This is a genomic window from Paroceanicella profunda, assembly GCF_005887635.2.
Lineage (GTDB): Bacteria > Pseudomonadota > Alphaproteobacteria > Rhodobacterales > Rhodobacteraceae > Paroceanicella > Paroceanicella profunda.
In genome coordinates, this window is record NZ_CP040818.1 from 1,399,050 (window position 1) to 1,414,426 (window position 15,377).

Below are 15,377 nucleotides of genomic sequence, written 5' to 3' on the forward strand. Positions count from 1 at the left end.
TGGGGCATCTCCAGAAACAAAAAAAAATGCCGCTCGAACTGTCGCAGACCCGTATGCGGGGTCGCTGAGTTCGAGCGGCATTGCTCAAGTCTGCTCCGACTTCGGAGCGGGGATTCGAAAGGAAGGCGCCTTTGCCTCCGTCACCTTCTGTATGCGCTGCAGCGGAGTTTGAGTCAAATACGTTGTGGAAGAAGGTGCCAAAATATGAGGCGACACATATTTGAAGTGGCTTTATGCCCGAATATTAAGCAAAATATGCCCATAAATTGCTCAAATATGCTGAAGAGAGGGCGCAGGGCTGATTCGCTCCCGGCCAGGCGGGTGCGCTGCGGCAGGGGCGAAACGGGCCGCCGGGCTGTCAGCCGGGGGTGATTCCCAGGGGGGCAAGGGCGGTGCGGGCCGCGGTATCGGCAAAGCAGGTCGTCGCGGCGCGGCGCAGGTCGGCCGGCGCGATGCCCCAGGGCGCCGACACCCGGTCAGCCAGCCAGAGCCCCTCCGCGCTGTCGGGAATGCACAGCGCGCCGCCGTCCAGCAGCAGGGCGCAGGGGTCCTGCCCGACATGGCCGTGACCGTCGATCACGAAGGCGCCGCGCAGCGCCTGTTCGATCAGCGGCGAAGGGCAGTCGAGATAGGTCGGCAGGCACAGGATCTCCGCCAGAACCTGCAGCGAATCCGCCTTCCCGGCCCAGGCGCCGGCGCGGGCCAGCGCGCGCATGAGCTGTGCGAGGATGGCGGCGTTCTCCTCCGCCCAGTCGCGGCGCACGCCCAGCACCTTCTCGCGGGTGTGCCTGCGGATGCTGGCACCGGTGAGCAGCATCTCCGCCGCGCCGCGCTCCACCGCCACGCTGCCCCAGGGCTCGCCGACCATCACCATGTCCACCTCGCCGGCCATCAGCACCTCGCTCAGCAGCGAGGGCGGGGCGACGACCATGTCGAAATCGCGGTCCGCGTCGCCGCCGCCGCGCTCCATCAGCAGGCGCACCAGCTCGCGGTGCATGGAATGCGGGTAGGGCACGCCGACGCGCAGCCGATCGCGGCGGGCGCGGCGCACCAGCGCCCGGGCGGTGGCATCCGCATCGCCGAAGGCGGCGCCGAGGTCGCGCAGCTCGGCGGCCAGCGGCCGCGCGGCGGTGAGGGTGTTGCCGTCCAGCCCCAGCACGAAGGGCGCCACGATCTCCGCCGGCACCGGGCCCAGCCCGAGCGACATCGCCAGCGGCAGTGGCGCCAGCATGTGCGCCATCGGGTAGACCCCGAGCGAGACCTTGTCACGGATGGAGGACCAGCTTGCCTCGCGGCGCAGCACCAGGTCCACGCCTTCCTCCGCGGCGAAGCCCATCTCCAGCGCGGCCACCAGCAGCGCGCTGTCGGTGAGCGCGACGAAACCGCATTCCACCTGCGCCAGGCTCATGACAGCAGCCCTGCCGCGGTGACGAGGCCTTCGGCGAGATCGGCCACGCGCTTGCCCTGGTCCATCGCGGTCTTGCGCAGCAGGGCGTAGGCGGCTTCCTCGTCAATGCCGCGGGCCTTCATCAGGATGCCCTTGGCGCGGTCGATGGTCTTGCGCTCCGCGAGGGCGGCCTTGGTGGCGGTGAGCTCGGCCTGCAGCCGGGCGAAGGAGTGGAAGCGCGCGATGGCGGTTTCCAGCACCGAGCGCACCCGGTCGCTGCGCAGCCCGTTCACCACATAGGCGCTGACGCCCGCGGAGATGGCGGCCTGCATCATCGCGCGGTCCGAGCGGTCGACGAACATCGCCACGGGGCGTTCGGAGGGGCCGGTGGCGGCGGTGAGCTGTTCGAGCATGTCGCGGTTCGGGTTCTCGAGGCCGATGAGCACGATGTCGGCGTCCAGCCGGGCGAGGCGGGCGGCGATCCCTTGCATTTCCGAAACGATGGTGACCCGGTATTCGCCCTCGTCCTCCAGCCCGCCACGGATCATCGCCGCGCGGTCCGCGTCGGGGTCTATCACCACGATGTGCAGTGGGGGCATGGGGGGCTCCGGTGGATGGAGGGCGCACAGTTCCCACAGACAAGCGCCAATCGCGCTTCGGATCAAGAGTTTTGCTGCGCTGCGGCATCGCCCCCGCGAAGAGTGCGGCCGGCCGGTTCCCGTTCCCACCGTGCCCGAGGCGCAGGGGCCGTGCCCGCGAAGGCCGTTCGGCGCACCCCGGGCGGGCCTTCCCCTCGGGGGGCATCGAGCCCCCGTCGGGAAACGGTGCGCTGCGCGCACCGGGCGCCGGTGGCCGCCGGGCGCCAGGGGGCGCTTCAGGAGACGCCGCGGGAGAGATGGCCCGTGCCGCAGAGCCACGTGGACCAATGGGGGATCCGGACTGCCCGGCGCGCCGACCGGCTCAGCCCGGTCGGCGCGCCGGAACCGGGCGGAAGCCATCCCCGGGGGATCGGAAACTCACGGGCGAGCGGTGACGGGCCGTGCGGCGGAGGGACGCCAGTGTGAGCGGCGATGGTCTGCGGGGCGGCGACAGGACGCCATGGTGAATGGCGACGGTCCGTGGGGGTGAGGGGACGCCAAGGCGAGCGGTGCCGGTCCGTGGAGCGGTGAGGGGTCGCCGGGGTGCGTGGTGCCGGTCCGCGAGAGGCGATGGGATGCCGGGTGAACGGTCACGGTCCGCGTGGGGTGAGGGGAGGGCGCGGTGGGCAGTGACGGTCCGCGGGGGGCGGAGAACGGGTGCTCCGGCCCGGAGCGGTGGGACCAGGCGGGGTCCCCGCGCGGGAGGCGGGAGCACGCCTGGAAGGGGAGGCGTGCTCCGGGTTCGCGCGGGTGGGGTCAGGCGGCGAAGGTGGTCGCGTGGCTGTCCCGCAGGGCCTTCTTCTGCACCTTGCCCATGGTGTTGCGCGGCAGTTCGGCGGCGAAGAAGATCCGCTTGGGCAGCTTGTAGCGCGCCAGGCGGTCGGAGATCGCGGCGAGGATGCCGGCCTCGGTGAGCTCGGCCCCCGCTTCCGGCACGACGACCGCGGCCACGCCCTCGCCGAAATCCGGGTGGGGCAGGCCGATGACGGCGCTTTCCACCACGCCGGGCAGGTCGTCGATCAGCCCCTCGATTTCCTTGGGGTAGACATTGAAGCCGCCGGAGATGATCAGGTCCTTCGAGCGGCCCACGATGCTCACGTAGCCGTCGGCGTCGATCACCCCGAGGTCGCCGGTGATGAAGAAGCCGTTCTCGCGCAGCTCCTCCTTCGTCTTCTCGGGCATGCGCCAGTAGCCGGAGAACACGTTGGGGCCGCGCACCTCGATGAGGCCGATCTCGCCCTGCGGCAGGGTGGCGCCGGTTTCCGGCTCGGTGATCTTCAGCTCCACCCCGGGCAGGGGGAAGCCCACGGTGCCGGCGCGGCGCTCGCCCTCGTAGGGGTTCGAGGTGTTCATGTTGGTCTCGGTCATGCCGTAGCGCTCGAGGATGGCATGGCCGGTGCGCTCACGCCACTTGTCATGCGTGTCCGACAGGAGCGGCGCGGAGCCGGAGATGAACAGCCGCATGTTCGCCACGGCCTCGCGGGTGAGGCCGGGGTGCTCGAGCAGGCGGGTGTAGAAGGTGGGCACGCCCATCAGCGCGGTGGCCTTGGGCAGGGCGGCCACGATGGCCTCGGCGTCGAACTTCGGCAGGAAGATCATCGCGGCGCCGGCGAAGAGCGTCACGTTCGTGGCCACGAACAGCCCGTGGGTATGGAAGATCGGCAGGGCGTGGATGAGCACGTCATCGGCGGTGAAGCGCCAGGTGTCGCGCAGGGTCTCGGAGTTGGAGGCCAGCGCGCGGTGGGTGAGCATCGCGCCCTTGGAGCGCCCGGTGGTGCCGGAGGTGTAGAGGATGGCGGCGAGATCCTCCGGCCCGCGCGGCACGGCCCTGAAGCCGGGCTCCAGGGCATCGGCGGCGGCGCGCAGGCTGCCCTCGCCGTGACCGTCCAGCGTGAGGACCTTCGCGCCCCTGGCCAGGGGGGTGATCTCCGCCTCCCGCGCGGGGTCGCACACCACCACGGCGGGTTCCGCGTCGGAGATGAAATAGTCCAGCTCGGCGGCGGTGTAGGCGGTGTTGAGCGGCAGGAACACGCCCCCCGCCAGCACGGTGCCGATGTAGAGCTCGATGGTCTCGAGCGATTTCTCCACCTGCACGGCCACCCTGTCTCCCGGCGTCACCCCGGCGGAGACCAGCACGGCGGCCATGCGCTCGGCAGCGCCGAACAGCGCCTCATAGCTCAGCGGATGCCCGAAGCCGGCGAGGGCGAAGAGGCGGTCGGTCTCGCCGAGGGAGGCCGCGCGCAGCCGCGTGGCGAGGTGGTTGTCGTCATACATGTCGGGGCAGCCTTACTTGCTCTTGATCAGTTTCTGGATGGCGGGGGAGAAGGCGATGGTGCCCTCGTTCGCGAAGGCCTCGTGATTACGCTCTATGCGGTCGAGATCGTAGAGATAGTTCACCATGGCGCCCCAGCTCGCCTCGATGCCGCCGGGCGAGGCATCGCCCTCCGGGTTCACCTGCTCCAGCCGGGCGCCGTTGCCGAGGTGGAAGCGCGCCACGGGGTCCACCGGGCCGCCGCGCGGGCTGCGGGCCTGCACGAGGAATTTCGCGGTGATGCGCGAGAGCAGCTCCGGCGGCGGCGGCGCGCCGGCGGCAAGGGCCTCGCGGTCCTCGCCCGAGAGCACCTTCGCCGCGGCCTCCGACTCCGCCCAGGCGCGCAGCCCGGGCACCGGCGAGAGGGTGACGAAGGTCTCCAGCCGGCGAAACTCGGCGCGCAGCTCCTCCACCACGGTCTTGATGAGGAAATTGCCGAAGGAGATGCCGCGCAGCCCCGGCTGGCAGTTGGAGATGGAGTAGAAGACCGCGGTGCGCGCCTCCTTCCCGGCCATCGGGTTTGCCCCCTCGAGGATCGGGCCGATGGCGCGGGGGATCTCGGCGGTGAGCGCCACCTCGACGAAGATCAGCGGCTCGTCGGGCAGGGCGGGGTGGAAGAAGGCGTAGAGCCGACGGTCCGGCGCGCCCACCCGGCGGCGCAGGTCGTCCCAGCCCTGGATCTCGTGCACCGCCTCGTAGGCGATGATCTTCTCCAGCACCACGGCGGGGGTGTGCCAGTCGATGTGGCGCAGGGTGAGGAAGCCGCGGTTGAACCAGGAGGAGAACAGGTGGCTGAAGTCACCGTCCAGCGCCGCGGTCTCCGGGTGGTCGCGCAGGATCTTCAGCAGGTCGGCGCGCATGGCCACGAGCGCCTGCGTGCCGCCCGGCGCGCGGTTGAGCCGGCGGATCAGTTCCTGCGCGCGGGGCTCGGAGGCGGCGTGCAGGGCGCGGGCGGTGGTGTCGGAGGGGTCGTCCGTCCAGGCCTGCGCGGCCTCCAGCATGCGGTCCTCGTCCACGCCGAAGCGCTGGGCGAGGGCGACGAAGAAGCCGCCGCGGGCCTGCGGTTCCAGCGCCTGGTACCGGTCCAGGATGTCGCGGGCGAGCGCGAGGCTGGTGGCCTCGCCCTTGCCGCTCACCAGCACGTTGCAGCGGTCGATCAGCGTGGCCCGCCCGCCGGACTGGGGCATCAGCGCCAGCCCGAGATCGGACACGCGGGAGACGAGGTCGGAGACGATCGTGGTTGCGCGCATCATGCAGCTCCCATCACGAGGGTCGGCAGCCAGGTGGCCAGGCCGGGAAACAGCGCCAGGATCAGGATGCCCAGCACCATGCAGGCCACATAGGGCAGCGAGCCCTTCAGGATGGTGCCCAGCGGAATGTCCGGCGCGATTCCGTTGATGACGTAGAGGTTGAGGCCCACGGGGGGCGAGATCAAGCCGATCTCCATGTTGATGGTGAGCACCACGGCGAACCAGTAGGGGTCGAAGCCCGCGCCCTGGATGATCGGCATCAGGATGGGCGCTGCCATCAGGATCACCGCCACGGGGGGCAGGAAGAACCCCGCGATCAGCAGGAACACGTTCACGCACAGCATGATCACCCAGCGGTTCGCCTCCAGCTCCGCGATCCAGCCGGCGATGGACTGGGTGATGAACAGCGAGGAGAGCATGTAGGAAAACACCCCCGCCGCCCCGATGATGAACAGGATCATCACGCTCTCGCGGGTGCTGTCGCGCAGCACCACCCAGATGGCGGAGATGCTCCACATCCGGTAGATCACCACCGCGATCACCACGCAGAGCAGCGCGCCCACCGCCGCCGTCTCCGAGGGCGTGGCGACGCCGCCGTACATGGCGTAGAGCACGCCGGCGATGATGGCGAGGAAGGGCAGCACGCGCGGCAGGATCTCGAACCGCGCCTGCCAGGAATAGCTCCGCTGGCCCAGCACCGCCATGTTGCCCGAGCTCCAGGTGGAGTAGATCGACCAGGCCATGAACAGCATCACCAGCATCAGCCCCGGCAGGATCCCGGCCAGGAACAGCCGCCCGATCGAGGTTTCCGTGGCGATGCCGTAGACGATCATCGTGACCGAGGGCGGGATGAGGATGCCCAGCGTGCCGCCCGCGGCGATGGAGCCGGCGGCCACGCCGTCCGGGTAGCCCCGCCTGCGCATCTCCGGGATGCCCATTTTGCCGATGGCCGCACAGGTGGCGGGCGAGGAGCCGGACATGGCCGCGAAGAGCGCGCAGGCGCCCAGGTTCGAGACCACCAGCCCGCCCGGCACCCGGGTGAGCCAGCGCTCCAGCGCCTCGTAGAGGTCGGCGCCGGCGCGGGTGGAGGAGATGGCCGCCCCCATGATGATGAACATCGGTATCGAGAGCAGGGCGAAATCGTTGAGCTTGCCGAACAGGATCTCGGGCATCAGCGAGAGGGAGCGCATGCCGTCGAAGACCAGCAGGAACAGCGCGGAGACGGTGAGCAGCCCCACCGCCACGGGGATGCCGGAGAACAGCACGAAGACGGTGGCCAGCGCCACGATCAGGCCGAGAACGAGCGGGTCCATCAGCGGTCCTCCGACAGGCCGAAGGGCGTCTCGCGGCCCGAGGCCACGGCGAAGAGATCGGCGGCGATCTGCACCAGGTAGAGGCCGAAGCCCACCGGCATCGCGAGATAGGGGATCGACAGCGGCACGCGCCACACCGTGTCCGAGGTCCAGTTCCGCGCCCAGGCCACGTGCCACAGCTCCACCCCGTAGACCATCAGCAGCCCGATCACCGCGAAGGCGGTGCCCAGCGTGACGAAGGCCAGCCCCAGCCGCAGCCGGCGCGGCAGCGCGATGGGCAGCAGGTCCACGTTCACGTGGCCGCGCAGCAGCTGCACGTAGGGCAGGCCGATGAGCGTGGCGGCGATCATCATGTAGATGACGAACTCCGTCTGCCAGGTGGTGGAGCCGTTGAGCAGGAAGCGCACCGCGATCATCTGGCAGGTGACCAGGATGGAGGCGACGATCATCAGCGCCGATGCCACCCCGCAGGCGCGCGACAGCGTCGCGGCCAGGCGCAGGAACGGGTGGCTCGTGTCACGTCGCGGCACGGGCGAGGCGGTGGCAGCAGTCTGTGTGCCAGGGGGCATGGGCGTGGCTGGGGCGGTGCCGGACATCATTCATCCTTGATACGAGGCTCCGGGGCGCTGCCCGAAGTCGGGGATCGGAGGCGGGGGCCCGATGTCCGGGCCCCGGAGGTCTGCAGGCGCGGCCACACGCCGGGTGACATGCCCGCCCGGGTGGCGGCGGGCGGCCCGGGTGGCCGGAGGGTCGCCGGGGCGGTGGTGCTCTGCCCGGGCGGTGAAGCGCTGCCCGGACGCCGTTGGTGCTGCGCGAACCGCGGAGCGCCTGGCGGAGAGGCAGAGGCCCGCCCGCCCGACGGAAGACTGCCGGGCCCGTGCCGCGCCGCCGGGCCAGGGGTGCCCGGACCGCGGCGGCGTCCCGTCCGGACGGGGTCCGGACCGGGCCCGGTGACCCGCACCGGAAGTCGCCGCAGCCAGGCTGCGCCGATCCCGGCGGGATGGCAGAGCCGGGAGCCGGGGCCGGGCGCGACGGGTCCGGACCGGACGGGCCCCGGCTGGCCGGAGCCCGGAAGCCCGGTCCCCGCGCGGCGGCGGTTTCCCTGCCCCCGGAGGCTCTTCTCCCGGCCTCACCGCCTGGTACCGGCCCGCCGCGGCGGCATTCCGGACCGAAGCCGTCGCCCGGAACCGGCCCACGGCGGCAGCTTTGCGCACCGGCCGTGCCGCCCGATACCGGCCCGCGGCGACCTCCCGGATCGGTCGCGCCGCCCGGCACCGGCCCGCTGCGGTGGCCTTCCGGGCCGGCTGTGCCGCACCGGGGGGCGCGGCACAGCCCTCCGGGGCTGCCGGGCCGTCCCGGCGGCTGCGTCACTGCACCTCGAGCGCGAGGTCGAGCAGCTTCTGTCCGTCGGGCACCTCGGCCACGAAGGCCTTGTAGGAGGTCTCGGCGGCCAGCTTGCGCCAGGCCTCGAAATCCTCCGGCGTCATCTTCGCGATCTCCACGCCCTTCTCCTCGAACACCTTCGTGGAGGCGGCGTCCTCCAGCTTCGCCTCCTCCAGGTACCAGGCCTCGGCCTTCTCCGAGGCCTGCAGCAGCGCCTCCTTCTGGGCGTCGTCCAGCCCGTCGAAGGTGGTCTTGTTCATCAGCAGCGGCTGGTACATGAACCACAGCGCCACGTCGCCCGCCGGGGTGTAGCAGGCCGCCTGCTCATAGATGCGGTAGCTCACGAAGGAGGAGGAGGAGGTGTTCGTCGCCTGCAGCACCCCGGTCTGCATGGCGTTGTAGATCTCCGAGGAGGCCATGGAGGCGATGGAGGCGCCCGCACCGGAGAGCATCTCCTCGAAGGCCTTTCCGGCCGCGCGGATCTGCAGGCCCGAGACGTCCGAGGGCCTGGTGATGCACTTGTCCTTGCCCACGAAGCCGCCGGCCAGGTAGCCAGGCACCAGCGTCATCACGTCGTCGTCGTTCAGGATCGTCTCCAGCTCTGCCATGAAGGGCGAGTGGATGAGCCGCGCCGCGTGGTCATGGTTCTTCACCAGCCCGGGCATCAGGGTGAGGTTGTACTCCTGGTGCTGGCCGCCGGCATAGGACAGGGGCAGCACGGTCATGTCGAGCTGCCCGCGGGTGAGCGGCGTGTACTGCTCGCGCGCCTTGAACAGCGAGCCGGAGGGGAAGATGCGGATGTGCAGGTTCACGTCCGCGGCCTCCACCTCGTCGGCCACCATCTGCGCCACCTTGTGGCGGATGTCGCTGGTCGACCACTGGTGGCTCAGGCGCAGGTCCGTCGCCCCGGCCGAGGCGGCCAGAAGCGCGAGGGCGGCGGCAAGCGCGCCGGTCTTCAGGGTACTGGGCATGATCATCCTCCCGATGACCCGGGGGCTTCGGCCCCGGTTTTTCGTTCTTGTTCTTTGCACGCGGTGCTTCGGCCCGCGCCTGCGGCCGGTGACCCCGGCTCTGCATCGGTGCATTCCGGGGCAAATTGCACGCGCTGTCAAGCCTCGTGTATACACGAGGGCGCTTGCTGCATGCGCGCAATCCGTGCTATGCGGCGGCATGAGCACTGACGAGCCCCGCAACGAAGCCCTGCGCGACCGGCTGGAGGAGGAGATCCTCACCGGCGTGTTCCACCCCGGAGACCGGCTGGAGGAGAAGGCGCTGGCGGAGCGTTTCGGTGTCTCGCGCACCCCGATCCGCGAGGCGCTGTTCCAGATGGCGGCCTCCGGCCTCGTGGAGCACCGGCCCCGGCGCGGCACCATCGTGGCCGAACTGGGCCCGCACCGGCTGGTGGAGATGTTCGAGGTGATGGCCGAGCTGGAGGCCATGAGCGCCCGGCTGGCCGCGCGCCGGGCCACGGCGGAGAACCTCGCCGCCATCCGCGCCGCCCATGCCGCCTGCGGTGCCGCCCGCGCCGGGGCGGCCGAGGACGGCGGCGCGCTCTACTATTATTCCAACGAGACCTTCCACGACGCCATCCGCCTTGCCGCCCGGCATGTCTTCCTGCTGGAGCAGGCCCGCGCCCTGCACCGCCGCCTGCGCCCCTATCGCCGGCTGCAGCTGCGCGCGCTGGGCCGGATGGAGGCCAGCCACGCCGAGCATGACGCGATCGTGCTCGCCATCGCCGCAGGGGAGGGCGCGCGCGCCGGCGAGCTGATGCGCGGCCATATCGCCATTCAGGGCGAGCGCTTCGCCGATCTCCTCGCCTCGCTGGAAGCCGCGCACGGCGCCCCCGCGGCGCGGGCCGCGCGTACTTGACAATTTCTGTCAACCATGATCCGAAGGAGGCTCCCGGCCCGGCCGGGTTCCAGCCCGAGAGGAGCCGCAATGGACAGCATGCCTGTTTCCGTCCCGCGCCGTCCGAAGCGTCCGCCCCGCGTCCTGACGGTGCTGCGCACGGCCCGCATCACCCCGCACATGATCCGCGTCACCCTCACCGGGGATGACCTTGCCGGCTTCCCCGAGGGGCAGAACGGCGCGCATTGCAAGATCCTGATCCCGCAGGCCGGCGAGACCGAGGCCGATTTCCGCACCCGCCTGGCGGGCACGGAAAAGCCGGTGATCCGCACCTACACCATCCGGGATTTCCGCGCGGGCGCGCTGGAGCTGGACATCGATTTCGCCGTGCATGGCGACGCCGGCCCGGCGAACCGTTGGGCGCAGGAGGCCGCGCCCGGCGCGTTGCTGGGCCTGCTGGGCCCGGGCTCGAAGAAGCTCACCACCTGGGACGCCGACTGGTACCTGCTCGCCGCCGACATGACCGCCCTGCCGGTGATCAGCGTGGCGCTGGAGGAGATGCCCCGCGACGCCCGCGGCCACGCGGTCATCGAGGTGACCTCCGAGGACGATATCCAGGAGATCGACGCGCCCGAGGGCGTTGCCGTCACCTGGAAGCTGCTGCCCCACCCGGAGGAGCGCTCCACGGCGCAGCTCGACTTCCTGGAAGGGCTGGACTGGCCGGAGGGCAGGGTGCGCGTGGGCATCGCCGGCGAGAGCGGCACCATCGTCGCCCTGCGCGACTGGCTGCGCGCCCGCGCGGTGCCCGCCGAGGATTGCTACGTCTCCGGCTACTGGAAGATCGGCCTGGTGGAGGACGAACACCAGCTCGAGAAGCGCCGCGACACCGCCGCCGCAGGCTGAACCGACCCGCTGCAGGGCCACACGCTCGGGGGCACAGCGCGCATGCTGCGGCCGCGCGGCGCCCCGGCGAGATCCCTTGCAGGCCGATGGCGCGCGGTTTGCCCGCCACCCGTGCTGCGGGGGGGCCCTGCCGGGACGCAGGCGCCGGGCAGCGCCCGCCCCGGTCGGTTCACCGCCCCTGAAAGCTGAACCAACCGGCTCCGCCCCCGAGTGACCATGCCCGGCCAGCCAGAGACCGGCTCACGCCGGAGCAGGCCGGCATCTGTCCTGCCCGCGCCGCCCTGCGACACTGCCTGCTGCCCCCTCTTGGTGTGCCGTATCGCCAGGCGAACCGGGCGGTGTGAAATTCCCCGTTCGGGGGCGTGACATCGCGCTGAACTTCCGCCATCGTCGGCCCACGCCGCGCCCGGAACGCCGGGCGCGCGTGCCGCACGGGGGTGTTCCCGGCGCGGCTGCATCCCGGGCGGCCCCGCGCCGCCGCATCCGCCCCACGGAGACCCGAGACCGATGACCCAGCTTTCCCGCGCCCAGATCACCACCAAGCCCGCCACCCGGTCCTCGCGTGGCATCGTCGCCGCCCAGCACCGGCTGGCGGCCGAGGTGGGGGCAGAGGTGCTCGCCGCCGGCGGCAACGCGGTGGACGCCGCGGTGGCCGTCTCCTTCGCCATCGGCGTGGTGGAGCCGTGGATGAGCGGCCCGGCCGGCGGCGGCGCGATGATGCTCGACATGGCCGGCACCGGCCCGGAGGCGCTCTACTACGGCATGCGCGCCCCCGCCGGGCTGAACCCGGCCGATTTCCCCCTCACCGGAGAGAAGGCCACGGGCGACCTTTTCCCCTGGAAGGCCGTGGTGGAGGACCGCAACGTGATCGGCGCCACCGCCGTGGCCGTGCCCGGCGTGGTGGACGGCATCGGCAAGGCCCATGCCCGCTACGGCCGCATGCCCTGGGCCGAGCTCATCGCCCCGGCGGTGAAGCTCGCGAAGGAGGGGATCGAGGCGGACTGGTACGTGGCCCTGCTCATCGCCTCCTCCACCCGGGTGCTGGCGCGCGACCCGGACGCCGCCGCCCGCTTCCTGGAGGATGGCCAGTGGCCCACCGTGGCGAACTGGACGGCCCTCTCCGACAAGCGCATCGACATGTCCTCCATGGCGCCCTCCCTGCAGGCCATCGCCGACGAGGGCGCCCGTGCGCTCTATGACGGAGACCTGGGCGCCGCCCTCGCCGCGGATGTGGAGGCCAAGGGCGGCTCGCTGCGCCGGGCCGACCTGCAGGCCTACCAGGCGGTCTGGCAGCAGGCCCGCGCCGTGCCCTACCGGGACGCGACGCTCTGGGTCACGCCGCATCTCACCGCCGGGCCGACGATCTCGGACGTGTTCTCCCAACTCTCCACCGGCTTCACCCCCGGCCAGGCGCCGGACGCCGCCGCCTATGCCGCCTATGCCGAGGCCTGCGACGCGGCCTATGCCGCGCGCCTCGCCAATGACGGCGACATGGGCAACGACGACCCCCGTGCGCCCTCCTGCACCACGCATTTCTCCATCGTGGACGCCGAGGGCAACATGGTGGCGATGACCCAGACCCTGCTGTCGATTTTCGGCAGCCGCGTGGTCTCGCCCTCCACCGGGCTGCTGCTGAACAACGGCATCATGTGGTTCGACCCGGAGCAGGGGCGGCCGAACTCGCTGGCCGGCGGCAAGCGCTGCCTGATGAACGTCTGCCCGGTGCTCGGCGCGGCGGGAGACCGGAAGTTCGCCATCGGCGCCTCCGGCGGGCGCAAGATCATGCCGGCCGTGGCGCAGCTTGCCTCCTTCCTCACCGATTTCGGCATGGGGCTGGACGCCGCCTTCCACCAGCCGCGCATCGACGCCTCCGGCGACACGGTGATCGCGGATGACACGCTGCCCGCCTCGGTGATCGAGAGCCTGGAGATGCGCGGCCCCGTGGTCACCGCGCGGCGCGCGCCCTTCCCCTACGCCTTCGCCTGCCCCGCCGGGGTGCTGCGCGACGGGGCGGAGAATTACGGCGCCACCGAGATCATGTCGCCCTGGGGCGAGGCCGTCGCCGGCTGACGGCCGTGCCGGGCCTGAGCTGGCGCGCGCCCCGCGCGTCAGACCTCCCCTTCCTCACCGGGCTCTTCGCGCTGCCGGAGATGGTGGCGCACCGGCCCGAGCCGGTGCCGGACCCGCCGGCCGTCTCCGCCGCCCGGCTGGAGCGTGAGATCGGCCACTGGCAGGCGCATGGCTTCGGCCGCTGGGCGGTGCTGGAGGGCGAGACGCTGGTGGGGTTCGGCGGCGTGACGCGCGTCGGCACCGGGGCCGGGCTGAACATCTCCTATCACATCCACCCGCGCTGCCAGGGCCGGGGCATCGCCTCGGCCACGGCCGCCCGGGCGGTGGCCTTCGGCTTCGAAACGGTGAAGGCGCAGCAGATCCGCGGCCTGGTGCGCCCGGCCAACCCCGGCTCGCTGCGGGTGCTGGAGAAGCTCGGGTTCCGGCGACAGGGGTTGGTCCCGCTCGGCGGGGCGCCCTCGATCCTGCTCACGCTGGAGCGGGACGGGTCGGCGCAGGTCTGACATCTTCCGCTCCGGCCCTGCGGCGGGCGATCCGAGCCGGGGTCCTCGAACCTCTGCCTCTCGCGGGTCCGCCGGGGCCCGGGGGCCGGCGCCCGAAACAGCCGCTTGTCTCCGACCGGTCGGCCCGCGTGCCACCCCGGCGGGCCTCGGCGGCCTGCCTATCACGGGTCCGCCGGAGCCCGGAGGCCTGAGCCCGAAGCAGCCACCGTCCATCTCCGACCGGTCGGTCCGCGTGCCACCCCCCGCGGCCCTCGGCAGCCTGCCTCTCGCGGGTCCGCCGGAGCCCGGGGCCTGCACTCCAAACGGCCGCCCATCGCAGACCAGCCAACCCGCGTGCCACCCCGGTGGCGCGCACCGCAGACGGCTTTCCGCATCGGGACGCCCGCCGGACCGCCTTCCGCGAAGTTCCGCCCGACATCCGGCCAGACACCCGGGGGGAGATTCCGCGGCCGGCGGCACGCTTCGGCTTGCCGCCTCCGCCCTTTGCCGACACGATGCGCAGCAGCGAAACCCATCGGGGAGGGCCGGATGAGCCGTGATGCAGATGCTCTGACGCGCCGCGCCGCCCTGCTGGGCGCATCGGCGGCGGCACTGGTGGCGGGGGCCGGCCTTCCGGCAGCGGCGGCCCCGCGCGACATCGGGGCGGCCGTGCGCGCCGCGCTCGCGGCCGCACGGGCAGTGACCGGGGGGCGCAACGCGGACTATATTCCCTATCTCGCCGATGTCCCGCCGGAGCTTTGCGGCGTCGCGGTGGTGACGGCGGACGGCACGGTGGACACCGCTGGGGACACCGGCTACGGCTTCGCCATCGAGTCCATCTCCAAGGTGATGACGCTGGCGCTGGTGATGGAGGAGATCGGCCCCGAGGCGGTGCGCGACAGGATCGGGGCGGACCCGACGGGCCTGCCCTTCAACTCCGTCATCGCGCTGGAACTGCATGACGGCAAGCCGCTCTCCCCGCTGGTGAACGCGGGCGCCATCGCGACGGCCAGCCTGGTGCCCGGCGCCACGGCCGAGGAGAAATGGCGCCGCATCCTGGCGTTCCAGTCGAAGATGGCCGGCACCGGGATCCGCCTCTCGCAGGAGGTGAACCGCTCGGAGCAGACCACCAATTTCCACAATTGTGCCATCGCCTGGCTGCTGTTCTCGGCCGGTGCGCTGGAGGGGGACCCGCTGGTCGCGCTCGACGTCTATACCCGCCAGTGCTCCACCCTCGTCACCTGCTCCGATCTCGCGATGATGGGCGCGACGCTGGCCAATGGCGGCGTGAACCCCGCCACGGGCGAGCGGGTGATCCGCGCGCAGAACGTGCCGCATATTCTGGCGGAGATGATGATGGAGGGGCTCTATACCGCCTCCGGCGATTTCGCCTTCACCGTGGGCCTGCCGGGCAAGAGCGGCGTGGGCGGCGGGATCATGGCCGTGGCGCCCGGAGACCTCGCGATCGCCACGTTCTCCCCGCCGCTGGACGACGCGGGCAACAGCGTGCGCGGCCTGGTGGCCATCGCGGAGCTGGCGAAGTCGCTGAACCTGAACATCTTCCGCGGGTGACACCGGCCCGCCGCCGGCCCCGGCCGGGCCGGGCCGTGCGGCGGCGGCGGGACAGCCGGCAGTGTCACGGCGAGGCCGCGCTCCGCGCCGGCGACGGGCCGGGTCTGCCAGGGGCCCGCCTCCTCGGACCGGTCACTCGGTTGTGCGCATCGCGCGGTGCCGAGCCCGATGTCCGGTTATGCGCGGTACGGGATGCCGAGCCGGGCGTCCTTTTGCGCGC

Annotated in this window: 12 protein-coding genes; 5 read left to right on the forward strand and 7 right to left on the reverse strand. The window is 71.8% G+C overall.

Going from position 1 to position 15,377, the window contains the following annotated elements; all coding sequences use genetic code 11:
• Positions 1 to 358 precede the first annotated feature (358 nt).
• The 7 genes from FDP22_RS06320 to dctP form a co-directional block, all read right to left on the reverse strand.
• A complete protein-coding gene (locus FDP22_RS06320) occupies positions 359 to 1,408 on the reverse strand; it encodes a CmpA/NrtA family ABC transporter substrate-binding protein (protein WP_138577797.1) in 1,050 nt (349 codons plus the stop codon).
• Positions 1,405 to 1,986, reverse strand: a complete 582-nt coding sequence (locus FDP22_RS06325; protein WP_138577795.1) for an ANTAR domain-containing response regulator — start codon at positions 1,984 to 1,986, stop codon at positions 1,405 to 1,407. The genes FDP22_RS06320 and FDP22_RS06325 overlap by 4 nt, the downstream gene beginning before the upstream one ends.
• Positions 1,987 to 2,781: 795 nt before the next feature.
• Positions 2,782 to 4,299, reverse strand: a complete 1,518-nt coding sequence (locus FDP22_RS06330; RefSeq protein ID WP_138577793.1) for a malonate--CoA ligase — start codon at positions 4,297 to 4,299, stop codon at positions 2,782 to 2,784.
• 12 nt (positions 4,300 to 4,311) lie between these two features.
• A complete protein-coding gene (locus FDP22_RS06335) occupies positions 4,312 to 5,586 on the reverse strand; it encodes a malonyl-CoA decarboxylase (protein WP_205910843.1) in 1,275 nt (424 codons plus the stop codon).
• Positions 5,586 to 6,899 (reverse strand): TRAP transporter large permease, encoded by a 1,314-nt coding sequence (locus FDP22_RS06340; protein WP_138577789.1) that lies wholly within the window; start codon positions 6,897 to 6,899, stop codon positions 5,586 to 5,588. Before FDP22_RS06340 ends, FDP22_RS06335 begins: the two co-directional genes overlap by 1 nt.
• Positions 6,899 to 7,468, reverse strand: a complete 570-nt coding sequence (locus FDP22_RS06345) for a TRAP transporter small permease (RefSeq protein WP_138577787.1) — start codon at positions 7,466 to 7,468, stop codon at positions 6,899 to 6,901. The genes FDP22_RS06340 and FDP22_RS06345 overlap by 1 nt, the downstream gene beginning before the upstream one ends.
• Positions 7,469 to 8,266: 798 nt before the next feature.
• Positions 8,267 to 9,253: a TRAP transporter substrate-binding protein DctP gene (gene dctP, locus FDP22_RS06350; protein WP_138577785.1), complete on the reverse strand. Its 987-nt coding sequence runs from the start codon at positions 9,251 to 9,253 to the stop codon at positions 8,267 to 8,269.
• Positions 9,254 to 9,452: 199 nt separating this feature from the next.
• On the opposite strand from dctP, the gene FDP22_RS06355 reads away from it, so the two are divergent.
• From FDP22_RS06355 to glsA, 5 genes are all read left to right on the forward strand, one after another.
• Positions 9,453 to 10,151, forward strand: a complete 699-nt coding sequence (locus FDP22_RS06355; RefSeq protein WP_138577783.1) for a GntR family transcriptional regulator — start codon at positions 9,453 to 9,455, stop codon at positions 10,149 to 10,151.
• Positions 10,152 to 10,220: 69 nt separating this feature from the next.
• On the forward strand, positions 10,221 to 11,033 hold the full coding sequence (locus tag FDP22_RS06360; protein WP_239031884.1) for a siderophore-interacting protein: 813 nt from the start codon (positions 10,221 to 10,223) through the stop codon (positions 11,031 to 11,033).
• A gap of 507 nt (positions 11,034 to 11,540) precedes the next feature.
• Positions 11,541 to 13,103: a gamma-glutamyltransferase gene (locus FDP22_RS06365; RefSeq protein WP_138577781.1), complete on the forward strand. Its 1,563-nt coding sequence runs from the start codon at positions 11,541 to 11,543 to the stop codon at positions 13,101 to 13,103.
• Positions 13,104 to 13,108: 5 nt separating this feature from the next.
• The gene (locus FDP22_RS06370) at positions 13,109 to 13,606 is read left to right on the forward strand and encodes a GNAT family N-acetyltransferase (protein WP_205910844.1); all 498 of its coding nucleotides are present in this window, start codon (positions 13,109 to 13,111) and stop codon (positions 13,604 to 13,606) included.
• A gap of 528 nt (positions 13,607 to 14,134) precedes the next feature.
• On the forward strand, positions 14,135 to 15,157 hold the full coding sequence (gene glsA / locus FDP22_RS06375; RefSeq protein ID WP_138577777.1) for a glutaminase A: 1,023 nt from the start codon (positions 14,135 to 14,137) through the stop codon (positions 15,155 to 15,157).
• The last annotated feature ends 220 nt before the right edge of the window (positions 15,158 to 15,377 follow it).

Coding starts and splice junctions, on each gene's coding strand:
- FDP22_RS06320 (WP_138577797.1), bottom strand. CDS start 1,408: ATGAGCCTGGCGCAGGTGGAATGCGGTTTCGTCGCGCTCACCGACAGC.
- FDP22_RS06325 (WP_138577795.1), bottom strand. CDS start 1,986: ATGCCCCCACTGCACATCGTGGTGATAGACCCCGACGCGGACCGCGCG.
- FDP22_RS06330 (WP_138577793.1), bottom strand. CDS start 4,299: ATGTATGACGACAACCACCTCGCCACGCGGCTGCGCGCGGCCTCCCTC.
- FDP22_RS06335 (WP_205910843.1), bottom strand. CDS start 5,586: ATGCGCGCAACCACGATCGTCTCCGACCTCGTCTCCCGCGTGTCCGAT.
- FDP22_RS06340 (WP_138577789.1), bottom strand. CDS start 6,899: ATGGACCCGCTCGTTCTCGGCCTGATCGTGGCGCTGGCCACCGTCTTC.
- FDP22_RS06345 (WP_138577787.1), bottom strand. CDS start 7,468: ATGCCCCCTGGCACACAGACTGCTGCCACCGCCTCGCCCGTGCCGCGA.
- dctP (WP_138577785.1), bottom strand. CDS start 9,253: ATGCCCAGTACCCTGAAGACCGGCGCGCTTGCCGCCGCCCTCGCGCTT.
- FDP22_RS06355 (WP_138577783.1), top strand. CDS start 9,453: ATGAGCACTGACGAGCCCCGCAACGAAGCCCTGCGCGACCGGCTGGAG.
- FDP22_RS06360 (WP_239031884.1), top strand. CDS start 10,221: ATGGACAGCATGCCTGTTTCCGTCCCGCGCCGTCCGAAGCGTCCGCCC.
- FDP22_RS06365 (WP_138577781.1), top strand. CDS start 11,541: ATGACCCAGCTTTCCCGCGCCCAGATCACCACCAAGCCCGCCACCCGG.
- glsA (WP_138577777.1), top strand. CDS start 14,135: ATGAGCCGTGATGCAGATGCTCTGACGCGCCGCGCCGCCCTGCTGGGC.